The organism is Burkholderia pyrrocinia, assembly GCF_022809715.1.
GTDB classification, from domain to species: Bacteria; Pseudomonadota; Gammaproteobacteria; order Burkholderiales; family Burkholderiaceae; genus Burkholderia; species Burkholderia pyrrocinia_C.
In genome coordinates this window covers 87,700-104,102 of the sequence record NZ_CP094460.1, presented here as the reverse complement: position 1 = coordinate 104,102, position 16,403 = coordinate 87,700, and the positions used below count along the sequence as shown (strand labels likewise).

Here is a 16,403-nt window from a genome sequence, read left to right as displayed (position 1 = left end):
GTCTCGGCTCCGTCACATTCTCCCCTTCGATCGCCGCCTATACTCGGTGATGCGCAGCGTAATCCAACGACAACGAGGAGCATGACAATGAACAATGCGACGTTTCTTTCCGTGCAGCTCAATGCGGACGATTTCGCCGGTTCCAGCGGCCTGGTCGAATTGCTCAACCGGCACCTGCTGTTCGCGACCGACGTCGCCGAGGCGGCCGATGCGCTCGTTCAGCTGGCGAGCGTCGCGCACCTGACGGGCGCCACGCGCCACAGCGTCGAGCTGCCGGTCCTTGCGATCGAGCGGCTGCGCGACGCGCTCGACACGCTGAGCGGCTACGACGAAACGTGGCTGCAGGTGCTGGAGCCGGCCGAAGCGCTGTTCCGGGAGATCGGGCGCGGCACGCGCCCGCTGCACTGACTGCCGGCGCCGCAGGCGCCACCAATGAAAACAGCCCGTCGTTTCGCGTTGCGAAACGACGGGCTGTTTGTACTACATGGGGTCAGGTCCGGCCGCCGGGGCGGCCGCGCCATTAACGACCCTTGTAGACCGGTGCGCCGTCAGCGATACGCTTGACTTGCCAGCCGGTCTTTGCTGCGGCCGGAGCGCCGGATTCCTGCGCGGCGGCCGGTTGCGCGCCATAGCCGGTCGTGTCGGCGGCGGCGACGTTCTGTTGCGGGTTCACACGAGCTTCAGCTGCCTGGATGCCTGCCGGGTAGTCCGTGCGGTCGCTGCCCAGCTTGTAGCCGGCCTGTTGCAGTTGAACCAGTTCGGCCTTCACCTGCGCACGGGTAACGGGCGCGTTCTGTTGGGCGAACGAGACGGCGGGAACGGCGAGGACAGCAGCTGCAGCGAACGTTGCGATCAGCGATTTCATGATTACCTCCGGGATTTTTTTTGCTCCGCCGCACACACCATGTCTGCAGCGATGGAACAGAGTTTAGTCCCGACGTCCCCTAGGGAAAACCATGAAAGAGCGAAAACACTGTTTCCCCGGAGCCAACAATGTCGGCATCCGGGATAGAAAAACCCTATTCAAAGAATAGATTTTCGCAACAATGCGCCCGCGGGCCGGTTACGACCAGTTCGCGTGGAAGCTGCCCGGCTTGTCGGTGCGCTCGAACGTGTGCGCGCCGAAGAAGTCGCGCTGTGCCTGCACGAGGTTCGCCGGCAGCCGCTCGGAACGGTAGCTGTCGAAGTACGCGACCGCCGACGCGAACGCCGGCACCGGCACGCCGGCCTTCACCGCGGCGACCACGACGTCGCGCAGCGATGCCTGGTAGTTCGCTGCGATGTCCTGGAAGTACGGATCGAGCAGCAGGTTCGCGAGCGCCGGATCCTTCGCGTAAGCCTCCGTGATCTTCTGCAGGAAGCGCGCGCGGATGATGCAGCCCGCGCGGAAGATCTTCGCGATCGTCCCGAGGTCGAGATTCCAGCCGTACTCTTCGGACGCCGTGCGCAGCTGCGCGAAGCCCTGCGCGTACGAGATCACCTTGCTCAGGTACAGCGCACGGCGCACCGCTTCGACGAACCCGGCGCGATCGCCGTCGAACGGCGCTTCAGTCGGGCCCGACAGGATCTTGCTGGCCGCGACGCGCTCGGTCTTCAGCGACGACAGCACGCGCGCGAACACCGATTCCGTGATGAGCGGCAGCGGCACGCCGAGATCCAGCGCGTTCTGGCTCGTCCACTTGCCGGTGCCCTTCTGCGCGGCGCGATCGAGGATCACGTCGACGAGGTGCTTGCCGGTCTCTTCGTCCTTCTTGCCGAAGATCTTCGACGTGATCTCGATCAGGTAGCTGTCGAGCTCGCCCTGGTTCCATTCGGTGTACACCGCGCCGAGCTCGTCGTTGGTCAGGCCTGCGACGTTCTTCAGCACCGAGTAGCTTTCGGCGATCAATTGCATGTCGCCGTATTCGATGCCGTTGTGAACCATCTTCACGTAGTGGCCCGCGCCATCCGGGCCCATGTACGCGACGCACGGCTCGCCGTCCGACGGTGCCTTCGCGGCGATCTGCTTGAGGATCGGCTCGACGAGGTCGTACGCGTCGCGCTGGCCGCCGGGCATGATCGACGGGCCGCGCAGCGCGCCCTCTTCGCCGCCCGACACGCCGGTGCCGATGAAATGCAGGCCCGATTGCGCGAGTTCCTGGTTGCGGCGGATCGTGTCGGTGAAGTGCGTATTGCCGCCGTCGATCAGCACGTCGCCCTTCTCGAGCAACGGCTTGAGCGACGCGATCGTCGCATCGGTCGCCTCGCCTGCCTTCACCATCATCAGGATCCGGCGCGGCGTTTCGAGCGACGCGACGAATTCCTCGAGCGTGTAGGTCGGCACCAGATTGCGGCCGGGGAATTCGGCGATCAGTTCGTCGGTTTTCTCGCGGCTGCGGTTGTACACCGACACCGCATAACCGCGGCTCTCGATATTGAGTGCGAGATTGCGGCCCATCACCGCGAGTCCGATCACACCGATTGCTTGTTTGCCCATTAGTCAATTCTCCGGAAAAAACAGGGCGCGACCCGACCCGGGCCGCGCGCACAGGCGAAAGGATAGTGGAAACCCGGCGGCGATGCGCGCTTGCGTGTCATTGCTCCGCGTGCGGAAGCCGCCGGAACACGACGCTCAGGTTGTTCGCCGGCATCTCGACGACCTCGATGCAGTCGAGCCCGCGATCGAGTCCGAGCGCGACGACAGTCTCGAGATCGCGCACGCCCCAAGACGGGTCGCGGCTGCGCAACTGCAGGTCGAACGCTTCGTTCGACGGCGCCGTATGCCGGCCCTCGCGACGATACGGGCCGTACAGGAACAGCACGCCGCCCGGCCGCAGCAGGCGCGACGCGCCCGCTAACAGCGCGTCGGTGCAGGCCCACGGCGAGATGTGAATCATGTTGATGCAGACGATCGCGTCGAGCGCGTCGACCGGCCACGACGCGTCGCGCACGTCGAACGCCAGCGGCCCGGCGACGTTCGCGACGCCCGCATGCGCGATCCACGCGGCGATCGAGCGCCGCGCGTGCGCGTCGGGATCGCTCGGCTGCCAGCGCAGGCCCGGCAACGCCTGCGCGAAATGGACGACGTGCTGCCCCGTGCCGCTCGCGATTTCGAGCACGCTGCCGGTCGCCGGCAGCACGCGGCGCAACACGTCGAGGATCGGCCCGCGATTGCGTTCGGCCGCCGGCGCCGACAACCGCGCGGACGGATCGGGCGTAGGTGTCGAGCCGCTCACGATGCGTGCTCCGGTGCGTTGCCCGCGAGGCCCAGCCGCGCAGTCAGTGCGTCGAGCGCCGGTGCGCACTGCGCCTCGACCTTCAGCGTCAGCATCGGATCGGCGCGCGTATGGCCGAGATTGAGCGCGGCGACCGGCTTGTGCTGCGCCTGTGCCCACACGCAGAAGCGGTACCCGGAATACACCATCAGCGACGACCCGACGACGAGCAATGCATCGGCCGCATCGAGCGCCTGCGCGGCCAGCGTCACGCGCTCGCGCGGCACGTTCTCGCCGAAGAACACGACCGCCGGCTTCAGCAGGCCGCCGCACGCGGGGCACGCCGGGATGCGGAACGTGTCGAGCGCGGCCCATTCGAGGTGCGCGTCGCCGTCGGCGGCCGGCTCGGCCTGCGCGCCCAGCAGTTCGGGATTGTCGGCTTCGAGCACGGTTTGGATCGTCGCGCGCGCATGATGCGCGCCGCATTCGAGGCACGTCACGCCGTTGATCCCGCCGTGCAGCTCGATCACGTCGTCGCTGCCCGCGCGCTGATGCAGGCCGTCGACATTCTGCGTGACGAGGCGCTCGATCCGGCCTGCGCGGCCGAGCCGCGCCAGCGCGTCGTGCGACCGGTTCGGCTGCGCGCGGCCAACGACGGGCCAGCCGATCATGCTGCGCGCCCAGTAGCGTCGCCGCGCCGCGTCGGAGCCGAGGAATTCGTGGAGCTGGATCGGCGGCGAGCGCATCCATTGGCCATTACGGTCGCGATAGCCGGGAATGCCGGAATCGGTGCTGATGCCCGCGCCGGTCAGCACGAGCAGGCGCGGATGACGCTCGACAAACGTGTGCAGCGCGTCGAGCGCGGTCGGCTCGACACAGGCGGATAAGGGGTCGTGCAAGGCTTGATCGTTCATGTTGGCAACGCGTGAGCGGGCGCGCCGGCCAGCCGTGCGACCGCACGAGCGGCCCGCGCGCCAGCACATGATACAGAACGCCGCGCGATCCGGCCGGCGCCACGCACGGCAAACCCGCGCACAAAAAAGACGCCCATCGCCGCTCGGCGATGGGCGCTTCAACAATTGATCCATCGGGGTAGTGGATCAACTGACAGCACAATATTGCGGCGTCCGCCGCGCTGAGAATGGCGAACGCTTCCCCTGGACTACGCGTGTTCCGCGATGCCGCACGCATCGTTGCGCCACCGGCTTTCCCGTGCGATCCGGTTCTTCGGGCCCGTCACGCCGACGCAATGCGCGGCGCGCGAACGCATCCGCCGCACGACGACTCGCGTTGCGCCGCGAAATGACGATCCGGGATCAAGGCCGGGGCCATCCGCATGCATTCGCAGTTCATCCCCGACGGCCGACCGGCACCGGTCGGCCTCGTGCGTCACACATGCACGTCGTCGTTCGGAACGAACCCGATTACTCGGATGGAACGGAAAGCCGTGCGCTCACGTCGCCGCGATCAACGGCGAAGCGAATACCCTGGCAGGTCGGCGATTCATATTTGCAACATGACATGTCGCGGTTCGGTCTCTTTTCATTCTCTTGTCCCCGTATTCGATACGTCCGACCCACTGAAGCGATCGCCGGGTCGACTGCACCTGCGATCGCACTCACGGCACGCACAGATATGCAAGGAGCGCACCATGCTTCATGCCGCAAGGCCGCGCGGGCCGCCGAAATGCCGTCGGTGCGAATCGCGCACCGGCAAAAAGCGCGAATGTTTCGGAACTGAAACACGGAACGCGGCCCGACCGACGCCGGCCGGGCTCGCCATCGGGCCGTCCGGGCGCGGCCCCGACGGGCATCGGGGGCGTTGCATCTGCGCGCCGCCGCCAATCGCCTTACAATCGCCCGACGGCGGCTGCACGCGCCTGAACCGACGCGTGCGCCTGGCCTTGCTTCGCGCGGCTCCGCGCCGCCTTGCCCGGAAACCCACCGCGCGTCCGCCTTGCACCGCCTCCAGGGATTCGACATGACCACGCACGCCCCCGCCCGCGCCGACGTCGCACGCCGCGTCTTTTCGGCCGGACAGTTGTCGATCGGCCTCACGCTGCCGCTGCTTCGCAGCGGCAATATCGTCGCCGACTTCAACGAACAGCTCGAACTCGCGGCGCTTGCCGATACGCTCGGCTTTCGCGCACTGTGGATTCGCGACGTGCCGCTGAACAGCGCCGACTATCCCGACCCGGTCGGCCACCTCGACCCGTGGGTGCTGCTCGGTTCACTGGCGTCGCGCACGCGCCGGATCGCGCTCGCCAGCGGCGCGATCGTGCTGCCGCTGCGTCATCCGCTGCATATCGCGAAAGGCGCGCTGTCGGTCGCGACGCTGTCGGGCGGACGCTTCATCCTCGGGCTCGGCTCCGGCGACCGGCCGCCTGAATACGCGGCGTTCGGCGTCGATGCGGAAACGCGGCGCGACCGCTATCGCGCACACTGGGACGTCGTTGCGACCGCGCTCGGCGTGCCGTCGCGCGTGCTGCCCGACGAAGCGCCGCCCGACGCGCCTGAATTCACGCTGCTGCCGCGCGGCGGCGACGCGGTGCCGATGCTCGCGGTCGGCTCGGGCGGACAGAGCGTCGACTGGATCGCGCGGCACTCGATCGGCTGGATGACGTACCACCGCGATCCAGACACGCAGCGCGCCCGTTATTCGATGTGGCGCGCTGCGGTCGACCGGCTCGCGTCGCCGGCCTTGCGTGCGTTCGGCGTGTCGATGCGGCTCGACCTCGCCGCGCATCCCGACGCGCCGGCCACCGCGCTGCCGCTCGGTTATGCCACCGGACGCCGCGCATTGGTCGACATCCTGCGGGACATGCGCGCGGCGGGCACGCATCACGTCACGCTGAATCCGGGAGCGGACCGGCCCGTGCGCGAGGTCATCGAAGAACTCGCCGAGCATGTGCTGCCGTTTTTTCACGACGCGCAGTCGTGATTCTTCAGGAATACGAAACCATCAGATGCGACGTGCGTGTCGCGATGATCGTCGTTTGTTCACGATCGGGCGAACGCTCGCGTAACGACGCACCATTCACGTTCAAAAACCGTTCCCGGTCCACATCTGCACGCCGGGGCACCAACAAGCACGTGTTACAGGACGCTTACGATTCGATAAAAAGGACGTGTCCGCATATCGGACTGTCTACAGGCACGAACAAGCCGCAAACGCCCGCGCCGCCTCGCGCATGCCCGATTTGAATATTCGTCGATGGAACTATTCGGTTCCGATCGCGATCATGTTAACTTCCGTCCATCGTTCAGCTCCGCGGGCCGCGCGCCGATGCGCGCCCGCATGCCTACCCATGCGACATTTCCTCCTCGGCTGGCTACTTGCCGCCGTCGTCTCGGCCGCGCATGCGGCCGCTCCCGCACCGGCCGCCGCGTCGGCCGCTTCCGGCACTGCGCCCGCGCTGACGCCGCAACAGGCCCGGCAGGCACTCGACGTGCTCGAAAACCCGCGCGATCGCGCCCAGGTCGAAACGACGCTGCGTGCGATCGCGGCCGTCGGCGCATTGAGCGCGCCCGCGGTCACGGCAAGCGAAGCGGCTGCGGCCAGCGGCGCGTCGGCTGCCGCCGCGCCTGCCGCGCTCACGTCGAACGGGCTCGCGTCGATGCTCGTCCGCCAGGGCGCGCGCTGGACCACCGAAATCGGCAGCGCGCTGAAGGAATCGCTGCGCTCGCTGCTCGATGTCGGCTCGGTCGGAAGCTGGTGGCATGACAAGCTGGTGCGCGCCGACGGGCGCGCCGATCTCTCTCGCGCGATCTGGATCATCGTCGCCGTGCTCGTGCCCGCGTTCCTGTTCGAATGGTTCGCGAAGCGGCTGCTGCGGCGCGCGCTGGCCGCGCTGGCCGCACGGCGCGCCGACTCGGCGCACGGCACCGCGCCCGATGCCGTCACGTCCGACGACGACAACGCGCCGCCGCCGGAATCATCCGCTCCGCCCGACGCCGCCCACGCTCCCGACACCGCACCCACATCATCGCAAGGTCGCGGCGACGCGCAGCGCCACACCACGCTGCTGCACCGGATGCCGCGCGCGCTCGTCAGCCTCGCGCTGCGCGCGGTGCCACTGCTCGTATTCGTCGGCGTCGCGAGCCTGACGATGTCGATGATCGGCGACGCAGGCACGCCGATCGAATCCGCGCTCGAATCGCTGATCGACATCTACGTGATCGGACGGCTCGTCACGATCGTCAGCCGGCTGTTCTTCCAGCCCGATGCGCGGCAATTGCGGCTGCTGCACATCAGCGATGCATGGGCCGACTTCGCGCAACGCTCGATCGCGCGGATCGTGATCGTGGTCGGCGTGTGCACGGCCGCGGTCGAGATCGCCGCGAACATCGGCCTCAGCGAGGCCGGTCACGTCGCGCTGCTGAAAGCGGTCGCGCTCGTCGGGCACGTGATGATCGCGGCGCTGATCCTGCAGTGCCGCCGGCCGGTCGCCGCGCGGATCCGTGCAGCCGGCGCGGACCGGCCGACCTTCGCGGTAATCGGCAACGCGCTCGCGGACGCCTGGGCGCCCGTGTCGGTATTCATCGTGATGGCGCTGTGGTTCGTGTGGGCGCTCGACGTCCACAACGGCTACCGCGTGCTGATCACGCTCGGCGGCCGTTCGATCGCCGCGATGATCGGCATGCGGATCGTGTCGATCGTCGTGTTCGGCGCGCTCGCGCGGCTGTTCCAGCGCCGCGACGAAGACCGCACGCTCGTCCATCTGCACGCGTACCGCTACTACCCGCTGCTGCGCCGGATCGTATCGGGCGCGCTCGGCATCGTGACGGTCGTGCTGTTGTTGCAGATCTGGGGCGTGCCGATCTTCCGCGCGTTCGAGACCGGCACGATCGGCCATCGGCTCGCGTCGGCGCTGGTGACGATCGCGATCGCGGCCATCGTCGCGCTCGTCGTATGGGAAGCCGCGAACATCGCGATCGAGCGCCGTCTGCAGCGCTGGACCCGCGAAGGCAATCTCGTGCGCGCGGCGCGGCTGCGCACGCTGCTGCCGATGCTGCGCTCGCTGCTGTTCGTGATGATCGCGCTGGTCGTCGTGCTGACGGGCCTCAGCGAACTCGGCGTAAACGTCGGCCCGCTGCTGGCCGGCGCCAGCATCTTCGGCGTCGCGCTCGGCTTCGGCTCGCAGAAGCTCGTGCAGGATTTCATCACCGGCATCTTCCTGCTGATGGAAAACGCGATGCAGGTCGGCGACTGGGTCACGCTCGCCGGCGTGTCGGGCACGGTCGAATACCTGTCGATCCGCACCGTGCGGCTGCGCGCGGGCGACGGGTCGCTGTACACGATTCCGTTCAGCTCGGTGACGACCGTCAACAATACGAATCGCGGGCTCGGCAACGCGGCCGTCAAGGTCAGCATCGCGTACGGCGAGGACATCGATCGCGCGATCGCGACGCTCAAGGAGATCGGCACCGCATTGCGCGACGATCCGAAGTACCAAGACGGCATCCTGTCCGACTTCAGCTACTGGGGCATCGACCAGGTCGACGGCGCGGCCGTTGCGCTCGCGGGGCAGATGCAGTGCACGGACTCGACGCGCTGGAGCGTGCAGCGTGAATTCAACCGGCGGATCGCGGAGACGTTCCGCGAACGCGGCATCCGGATCGCCAATCCGCAACGCAGCCTCGTTGCGTACGCCGATGGATCGCGGCCGGAAGGCAACGGCGAAAGCGAGGACGAAGGCGAAAGCGGCAGCAACACCCGCAACGGCAATGCCGCCGCAACGGCGGCCCGGCCGCCGTCGGCCGGCGAACCGGAGCGCAAGCCGAGCTGACCGGCAGCGGCTAACGGCGCGCGGCGGTCAACACGCGGCGGGCTTCGTCGCGCGACGAAGCGAAAGTGAATTACCAGAAGGCGGTGCTCGGCGCGCTGCAGGATGCGAACACCGCACTGCAGCGCTATGGGCACCGACGTCGTTACGCTCACCATGGTGCAAACATCGGCCGTGCATTCCCGCTCGCTGATGGACGAACGCTATCGCGCGGGCGCCGCGTCGATGATCGACCTGCTCGATACGCAACGCGGAGCGCTATCCGCGCAGCAGAACGTGATTGCCGGGCAAGCCGAACCGATCGAGGATTACGTGTCGCTGCAGAAGAGCCTCGGGCTCGGACGGCAGGCGGGCGCGGGTTGACGATGCCTGCGCGATACATGCACGACCGCGGCATCATTCGCCGCGCAATAACGCATTGCGCGCACAACACTATTCGTTTCTTCCGCAACGACCGGGCCCGCCCCGCACCGACGCCGCGGCTATCGAAAACATATCCAATATCAATTAGCCAATCGTCTGACGATCTCTTCTAATTCAGTCGGTTTCCCCACCACCGATCGGATTCAAGGAGTTCCATCGTCATGTCCTCATCCTCCCATCGCGTGCTGAGACACGCAGTCGCCGCAATCTGCGTTGCGTTCTCCGCGTCTCCGTACGCCGCCGAACTCACCCGGGACTCGGGCGCGCCCGTCGGCGACAACCAGAATTCGCAGACGGCCGGCCCTGCCGGCCCCGTGCTCCTGCAGGACTCCGCGCTCATCGAAAAACTGCAGCGCTTCGATCGCGAGCGCATTCCGGAACGTGTCGTGCATGCGCGCGGCACCGGCGCATTCGGCGAGTTCGTGCCGACCGCCGACATCTCGGACCTGACGAAAGCGAAGGTCTTCACGCCTGGCACCCGCACGCCGGTATTCGTGCGGTTCTCCACCGTGATGGGCTCCCGCGGCTCGCCCGAACAGGCGCGCGACCCGCGCGGCTTCGCGGTAAAGTTCTATACGCAGCAGGGCAACTGGGACATGGTCGGCATCAACTGGCCCGTGTTCTTCATTCGCGACGGCATCAAGTTCCCCGACTTCGTTCACGCGAACAAGCCGAGCGCCGTAACCGGCGTGCAGGATCCGAACCTCGCATTCGACTTCTTCGCGAACACGCCCGAAGCGACGCACATGCTGACGATGCTGTACACGAATGCCGGCATGCCCGATTCGTATCGCCACATGGACGGCTTTGCCGTGCATGCGTTCAAGTTCGTCAATGCGCACGGCGACGTGCACTACGTGAAGTTCCACTGGAAAAGCCAGCAAGGCGTGCACGGCCTGCGTCCGCAGGACATCGCCGCGTCGATCGGGCGCGACTGGAACATGATGACGAACGACCTGTACGGCGCGCTGAAGCAAGGCGACTACCCGAAGTGGGATCTGTACGTGCAGGTGCTCACGCCGAAGGACCTGAACCGCTTCGACTTCGATGCGCTGGACGACACGAAGGTCTGGACCGGCGTCCCTGAACGCAAGATCGGCACGATGACGCTGAACCGCGTGCCCGACAACTACTTCCAGTCGACCGAGGAATCGGCGTTTGCGCCGTCGCGGCTCGTGCCGGGCATCGAGCCGTCCGAAGACCGGATGTTGCAGGATCGCCTGTTCGCGTACGCCGACACGCAGCTGTACCGGCTCGGCTCGAACTACATGGACCTGCCGATCAACCGGCCCGCCGTACCGGTGGTCAACAACAACCAGGACGGCAAGATGAACGCCGGCGACCGCAAGGGCGAGGTGAACTACGAACCGTCGACGCTGCACGAGCTCGCGCAGGATCCGCAGTACAAGTCCGTACGCACGACGCTCGCCGGAACGACGCAGCAGGAAGCGATCCGCAAGAAGCTGCTGTTCCGTCAGGCGGGCGAGTACTACCGCGGCCTGTCGCAGCAGGACAAGGATGACCTGATCACCGCGCTGTCCGGCGATCTCGGCAAGGTGACGAACGCGCGCAACCAGTACGCGATGCTGTCGTACTTCTACAAGGCCGACGCCGACTACGGCACGCGTCTCGCGCAAGCCGTTCACGCGAACGTTCAGCAGGTGCAGTCGCTCGCGGCGAAGCTGAACGAGGACTGATCCCGCGACTCCGGTCGCCGTCGACGTGCAGGGTTGCGCCGCGCACGTCGACCTTACCCCTTCATCAGGACATCCCCATGCGATCAGAACGCCTGACACGCACGATCCGCGCGACCGCAGCGGCCCTGGCGCTGGCCGCGATCGCCGGCTGCGCGCAACTTCCAGACCAACCGGCGTATTCCAAAGCCGATCCCGCCGCGCTGCGCCGTTATGACGGCGACTGGTTCGACGCGGCCCGCGTCGGACGCGTCGACATCCTGCGTGCATTGCACGACGCCGGTTATCCGATCGACGCCACCGACAGCCGCGGCTATACGGCCGTGATACTCGCGTCCTACGACGGCCAGCCCGCCGCGCTCGACTACCTGCTGTCGGCCGGCGCCAACGCGTGCGCCGGCGATCGCCACGGCAACACCGCGCTGATGGGCGCTCTCTTCAAGAACGAACCCGACATCGCGCGGCGCCTGCTCGACACGCGTTGCCCGATCGACCAGACGAACGGCGCCGGCGAAACCGCGCTGGGGTTCGCAACGCTGTTCAATCGTTTCGAGCTGATCCCGCTACTCGTCGCGCACGGCGCGAATCCGAACCATGTCGATCGGCGCGGCCAGTCGCTGCTGCGGCTCGCGCTGACGCACGACAACACGGAAGCCGCGGATGCACTGCGGCGCGCCGGTGCCGGACAGTAGCGCGGCGCCGATCGAACCTCCCGTACCCGCGAAATGGCGCGCCATCCGCTGCCGAGATCCGCTTCGATATCGCGCGCCGCCAGTGCCGGATCCAGATAGCGATCGGCCACGCCCAGGCGGCAGCAATCGCCCATTCGCCAGAGCATTGCAACGCCCGCCGACACCTTCATTTCCGCGCCTTTCGCCCGCTCCATCGAATCTCCATCTTTCCGCATCAAAGACGCCAACTATTCGACGCAAACTCCGCCCGGTCAAAGCAGGCAGTGGGCTGCCTGCGCTTCCTGGAGTCGCTATGAAGAATCAAGAACGATGCTGCTACGGCGCCGTATGCGCGCTGGTGGCGGCGATGCTGGCGGGTTGCGGGCCCTCCGAGCAGCAGGCCGCCGCACCGGCCACCCCGGTTGCGGCGATGACGCTGACAGCCTCGCGCCTCGACGTGACCGAAGACCTGCCGGGCCGTGTCGCGGCCGTGCGGACCGCCGAGATCCGGCCGCAGGTCAGCGGGATCGTGCAGCGCCGGCTGTTCGAGCAAGGCACCGAAGTGCGTACGGGCCAGCCGCTGTTCCAGATCAATCCGGCGCCGTTCAAGGCCGACATGGATACGGCCTCGGCGTCGCTGCAGCGCGCGCAGGCCGCACTCGAGCGCGCGAAGGTGCAGACGGCGCGCTTCAAGCCGCTCGTCGAAGCCGATGCAATCAGCCGCCAGGTGTACGACGACGCCGTGTCGCAGCGCGACCAGGCGGCCGCCGACGTCGCCCAGGCCCGCGCGACGCTCGCGCGCCGCCAGCTCGACCTGAAATTCGCGGCGGTGGAAGCCCCGATCACCGGCCGCATCGACCAGGCGCTCGTGACCGAGGGAGCGCTGGTCGCCAGCACCGACAGCCAGCCGATGGCGCGCATCCAGCAGATCGACCAGGTCTACGTGGACGTGCGCCAGCCGGCCGTGTCGCTCGAATCGCTGCGCGGCGCGCTCGCGTCGCAGCCGGAAAGCACGGGCAACGGCCTGCCGGTCGACGTGCTGCGCGGCGACGACACGCGCTACGACGTGAAGGGCCGCATGCTGTTCTCGGGCATCAACGTCGACCCGGGCACCGGCGACGTGCTGGTGCGCGTGCTGGTCGACAACCCGAAGCGCCAACTGCTGCCGGGCATGTACGTGCGCGCCCGCATTCCGCGCGCGCACTACGCGAACGCGCTGACGGTGCCGCAGCAGGCCATCGTGCGCGCCGGCGGCAAACCGCAGGTCTGGGTGCTCGACGCGAAGGGCACCGCACATCTGAAGGCCGTCGAAGTCGGCGAGCTGACGAACCGCAGCTATCGCATCAAGTCGGGCCTGCAGGCGGGGCAGAAGATCGTCGTCGAAGGCATGGAGCGCCTGATCGATGGCGCATCGACCGCCGCAACCGACTGGAAGTCGCCTGACGCGGCCGCCACCGCGTCCGCGCACTGAGTCACAGGGAGCCTCCTTTCATGGCTGAATTCTTTATCCGCCGCCCGGTCTTTGCGTGGGTGATCGCCCTCTTCATCATCCTGATGGGGCTGATCGCGATCCCGCAACTGCCGATCGCGCGCTATCCGTCGGTCGCGCCGCCGACCGTCACGATTACCGCAACCTACCCCGGCTCCACGCCGCAGACGATGAACGACGGCGTGCTGAGCCTCATCGAACGCGAACTGTCCGGCGTCAAGAACCTGCTTTACTTCGAATCGTCGGCCGACACGTCCGGCAGCGCGCAGATCACGGTGACGTTCAAGCCCGGCACCGATCCGGCGATGGCGCAGGTCGACGTGCAGAACAAGCTCAAGACAGTCGAGCCGCGCCTGCCGTCGGTCGTGCGCCAGAACGGCGTGATCGTGGAATCCGCGACGTCCGGCTTCCTGATGCTCGTCGGCCTGCGTTCCGACAGCGGCCGCTTCGACGAAGGCGCGCTCAGCGATTACATGGCGCGCAGCGTGGCCGAGGAGCTGCGCCGGATCGACGGCGTGGGCCGCGTGCAGCTGTTCGGCTCCGAACGCGCGATGCGCGTGTGGGTGAATCCGCAGAAGCTGATCGACTACGGCCTGTCGATGAGCGACCTGACGACCGCGATCGGCCAGCAGAACGTACAGATCGCGCCGGGCAGCCTCGGCGCGTCGCCCGCGCTGCCGGGCCAGCGCGTGAGCGTGCCGCTCACCGTCCAGGGCCAGCTCACGACGCCGGAAGAATTCGCGGCCGTCGTACTGCGCGCGAACGCGGACGGCTCCAGGGTAGTGCTCGGCGACGTCGCTCGCGTCGAGCTCGGCTCGCAGGGTTACGGCTTCGTGAACCGCGAGAACGGCAAGCCGGCCACCCTCGCCGGCGTGCTGCTCTCGCCGGGCGCGAATGCGGTGAAGACCGCCGATGCCGTGCGTACCCGGATGGCCGAACTGAGCAAGGCGATGCCGTCGGGCATGACCTACTCGATTCCGTTCGATACGTCGCCGTTCGTCAAGATCTCGATCGAGAAGGTGCTGCACACGCTGATCGAGGCGATGGTGCTCGTGTTCCTCGTGATGTACCTGTTCCTGCAAAACGTACGCTACACGCTGATTCCGGCCATCGTCGCACCGGTCGCGATGCTCGGCACGTTCACGATCATGGCGATGACGGGCTTCTCGATCAACGTGCTGACGATGTTCGGCATGGTGCTCGCAATCGGCATCATCGTCGACGACGCGATCGTCGTCGTCGAGAACGTCGAGCGCCTGATGGCCGAGGAAGGCCTGTCGCCGAAGGAAGCGACGTCGAAGGCGATGAAGGAAATCACGGGCGCCATCGTCGGCATCACGCTCGTCCTGACCGCCGTGTTCATTCCGATGGCCATGTCGAGCGGCTCGGTCAGCGTGATCTACAAGCAGTTCACGCTGTCGATGGCCGTGTCGATCCTGTTCTCGGCGCTGCTCGCGCTGACGCTCACGCCGGCCCTGTGCGCGACGATGCTCAAGCCGCTCGAACCGGGTCATCACGAGAAGCGCGGCTTCTTCGGCTGGTTCAACCGCCGCTTCGACCGCCTGACGAAATGGTACGAGACGCGCGTCGGCCGCCTGGTCCGCCGCACGGGTCGCATGATGCTGCTGTTCGTCGCGATCGCGGGCGCGCTGGTGTTCGGCTTCAAGAACCTGCCGTCGTCGTTCCTGCCCGACGAGGACCAGGGCTACTTCATGACCAGCTTCCTGCTGCCCGCCGACGCGACCACCGAGCGCACGCATGACGTCGTCAAGAAGCTGGAGAGGCATCTTGCTTCCCGCGCTGCGATCCAGTCGAACATTTCCGTGATGGGCTACGGCTTCTCCGGCCAGGGCTCGAACGCCGCGCTGAACTGGGCGGTGCTCAAGGACTGGAAGAACCGCGGCGGCTCGTCGACGCTCGAGGAAAGCATGCTCGCCCAGCAGGCGATGGCCGGTGCGACCGAAGGTGCGGTGATGAGCCTGCTGCCGCCGGCGATCGACGAAATGGGCAACAGCTCGGGCTTCACGATGCGCCTCGAGGACCGCGCCAACCAGGGCGAGGCCGCGCTCAAGGCGGCCGAAGCGAAGCTGCTCGGACTGGCCGCGCAAAGCAGGATCGTGACGGGCGTGTATCCGGACAGTCTGCCGGCCGGCACGAGCGTGCGCCTGGAGATCGATCGTGCGAAGGCGCAAGCGCTCGGCGTGTCGTTCACGACGCTCAGCGACACGCTGTCGACCGCGATGGGCTCGACCTACGTGAACGACTTCCCGAACGCGGGCCGCATGCAGCAGGTGATCATCCAGGCCGATGCGCCGGCGCGCATGCAGATCGACAACGTGATGAAGCTCTACGTGCGCAACGCGGCCGGCGGTATGGTCCCGCTGTCCGAAATGGTCCGCCCGGTCTGGACCGACACGCCGCTGCAGATGGTGCGCTTCCAGGGCTACCCGTCCGCGCGTATTTCGGGCGGTGCCGCACCCGGCCAGTCGAGCGGCGCGGCCATGGCCGAGATGGAGCGTCTCGCCGCGCAATTGCCGCCCGGCTTCGCGGTCGAATGGACCGGGCAGTCGCTGCAGGAACGCCAGTCGGCGTCGCAGGCGCCGATGCTGATGGTGCTGTCGATGATCGTCGTGTTCCTGGTGCTGGCCGCGCTGTACGAGAGCTGGTCGATTCCGCTGTCGGTGATGCTGGTGGTGCCGCTCGGCCTGATCGGTGCAATCGGCGCGGTGCTGCTGCGCGGATTGCCGAACGACGTGTTCTTCAAGGTCGGGATGATCACCGTGATCGGCCTGTCCGCAAAGAACGCGATCCTGATCGTCGAATTCGCGAAGCAGTTGCGCGACGAAGGCAAGGGCTTGATCGAAGCGGCCGTGCAGGCGTCGAAGCTGCGCCTGCGCCCGATCCTGATGACCTCCCTCGCGTTCGGCCTCGGCGTCGTCCCGCTGATGATCGCGACCGGCGCGAGCGCCGAGACGCAGCACGCGATCGGTACCGGCGTGTTCGGCGGCATGGTGACCGCCACCGTGCTGGCCATTTTCTTCGTCCCCGTTTTCTTTGTGTTCGTGATGAGTATCCAGGAGCGTATCTCCGCATGGCGGGCCTCCCGCAAGCAGCCTGCTACCCCGAATCACGGACAGGAAGGTTGAT

General features: G+C 67.0%; 11 protein-coding genes and 2 pseudogenes. 8 read left to right on the top strand and 5 right to left on the bottom strand.

Going from position 1 to position 16,403, the window contains the following annotated elements; all coding sequences use genetic code 11:
• Positions 1-87 precede the first annotated feature (87 nt).
• Positions 88-408: a hypothetical protein gene (locus MRS60_RS17310; protein ID WP_072439461.1), complete on the top strand. Its 321-nt coding sequence runs from the start codon at positions 88-90 to the stop codon at positions 406-408.
• Between the two features lie 112 nt (positions 409-520).
• Here the strand turns inward: MRS60_RS17310 and MRS60_RS17305 are convergent, their stop codons facing one another.
• The 4 genes from MRS60_RS17305 to MRS60_RS17290 form a co-directional block, all read right to left on the bottom strand.
• Complete coding sequence (locus MRS60_RS17305; protein WP_034180037.1) at positions 521-865, bottom strand: DUF4148 domain-containing protein; 345 nt, start codon at positions 863-865, stop codon at positions 521-523.
• A gap of 198 nt (positions 866-1,063) precedes the next feature.
• Positions 1,064-2,476 carry an NADP-dependent phosphogluconate dehydrogenase gene (gndA, locus tag MRS60_RS17300; protein WP_243566270.1) on the bottom strand — a complete coding sequence of 471 codons (1,413 nt, stop codon included), beginning with the start codon at positions 2,474-2,476 and terminating at the stop codon, positions 1,064-1,066.
• A gap of 97 nt (positions 2,477-2,573) precedes the next feature.
• Entirely contained in the window at positions 2,574-3,215 is a 642-nt protein-coding gene (locus MRS60_RS17295) for a DUF938 domain-containing protein (protein WP_243566269.1), read from the bottom strand.
• Positions 3,212-4,108 carry an NAD-dependent protein deacetylase gene (locus tag MRS60_RS17290; protein ID WP_243566268.1) on the bottom strand — a complete coding sequence of 299 codons (897 nt, stop codon included), beginning with the start codon at positions 4,106-4,108 and terminating at the stop codon, positions 3,212-3,214. Before MRS60_RS17290 ends, MRS60_RS17295 begins: the two co-directional genes overlap by 4 nt.
• Positions 4,109-5,174: 1,066 nt before the next feature.
• Between MRS60_RS17290 and MRS60_RS17285 the strand changes: the two genes are divergently transcribed.
• The 5 genes and pseudogenes from MRS60_RS17285 to MRS60_RS17265 all read left to right on the top strand — a co-directional run bounded on the left by MRS60_RS17285 (position 5,175) and on the right by MRS60_RS17265 (position 11,788).
• Positions 5,175-6,134, top strand: a complete 960-nt coding sequence (locus MRS60_RS17285) for an LLM class oxidoreductase (protein ID WP_243566267.1) — start codon at positions 5,175-5,177, stop codon at positions 6,132-6,134.
• Positions 6,135-6,501: 367 nt separating this feature from the next.
• A complete protein-coding gene (locus MRS60_RS17280; RefSeq protein WP_243566266.1) occupies positions 6,502-8,982 on the top strand; it encodes a mechanosensitive ion channel family protein in 2,481 nt (826 codons plus the stop codon).
• 47 nt (positions 8,983-9,029) lie between these two features.
• A pseudogene (locus MRS60_RS17275) lies at positions 9,030-9,342 on the top strand (efflux transporter outer membrane subunit); the annotation flags it as partial.
• 221 nt (positions 9,343-9,563) lie between these two features.
• Complete coding sequence (locus tag MRS60_RS17270; RefSeq protein WP_243566265.1) at positions 9,564-11,099, top strand: catalase; 1,536 nt, start codon at positions 9,564-9,566, stop codon at positions 11,097-11,099.
• Positions 11,100-11,176: 77 nt separating this feature from the next.
• A complete protein-coding gene (locus MRS60_RS17265) occupies positions 11,177-11,788 on the top strand; it encodes an ankyrin repeat domain-containing protein (protein ID WP_131949332.1) in 612 nt (203 codons plus the stop codon).
• Positions 11,789-11,829: 41 nt separating this feature from the next.
• On the opposite strand, the pseudogene MRS60_RS17260 reads toward MRS60_RS17265, so the two are convergent.
• Positions 11,830-11,916: pseudogene (locus MRS60_RS17260) on the bottom strand (APH(3') family aminoglycoside O-phosphotransferase); the annotation flags it as partial.
• A gap of 164 nt (positions 11,917-12,080) precedes the next feature.
• On the opposite strand from MRS60_RS17260, the gene MRS60_RS17255 reads away from it, so the two are divergent.
• Positions 12,081-13,238, top strand: a complete 1,158-nt coding sequence (locus tag MRS60_RS17255; protein WP_131949333.1) for an efflux RND transporter periplasmic adaptor subunit — start codon at positions 12,081-12,083, stop codon at positions 13,236-13,238.
• A 20-nt stretch (positions 13,239-13,258) separates the two neighbouring features.
• A complete protein-coding gene (locus MRS60_RS17250; protein ID WP_243566263.1) occupies positions 13,259-16,402 on the top strand; it encodes a multidrug efflux RND transporter permease subunit in 3,144 nt (1,047 codons plus the stop codon).
• The last annotated feature ends 1 nt before the right edge of the window (position 16,403 follow it).

Bases quoted from the DNA above. Each gene is read 5' to 3' on its own strand.
- MRS60_RS17310 (WP_072439461.1), top strand. From the start codon at position 88: ATGAACAATGCGACGTTTCTTTCCGTGCAGCTCAATGCGGACGATTTC.
- MRS60_RS17305 (WP_034180037.1), bottom strand. From the start codon at position 865: ATGAAATCGCTGATCGCAACGTTCGCTGCAGCTGCTGTCCTCGCCGTT.
- gndA (WP_243566270.1), bottom strand. From the start codon at position 2,476: ATGGGCAAACAAGCAATCGGTGTGATCGGACTCGCGGTGATGGGCCGC.
- MRS60_RS17290 (WP_243566268.1), bottom strand. From the start codon at position 4,108: ATGAACGATCAAGCCTTGCACGACCCCTTATCCGCCTGTGTCGAGCCG.
- MRS60_RS17285 (WP_243566267.1), top strand. From the start codon at position 5,175: ATGACCACGCACGCCCCCGCCCGCGCCGACGTCGCACGCCGCGTCTTT.
- MRS60_RS17280 (WP_243566266.1), top strand. From the start codon at position 6,502: ATGCGACATTTCCTCCTCGGCTGGCTACTTGCCGCCGTCGTCTCGGCC.
- MRS60_RS17270 (WP_243566265.1), top strand. From the start codon at position 9,564: ATGTCCTCATCCTCCCATCGCGTGCTGAGACACGCAGTCGCCGCAATC.
- MRS60_RS17265 (WP_131949332.1), top strand. From the start codon at position 11,177: ATGCGATCAGAACGCCTGACACGCACGATCCGCGCGACCGCAGCGGCC.
- MRS60_RS17255 (WP_131949333.1), top strand. From the start codon at position 12,081: ATGAAGAATCAAGAACGATGCTGCTACGGCGCCGTATGCGCGCTGGTG.
- MRS60_RS17250 (WP_243566263.1), top strand. From the start codon at position 13,259: ATGGCTGAATTCTTTATCCGCCGCCCGGTCTTTGCGTGGGTGATCGCC.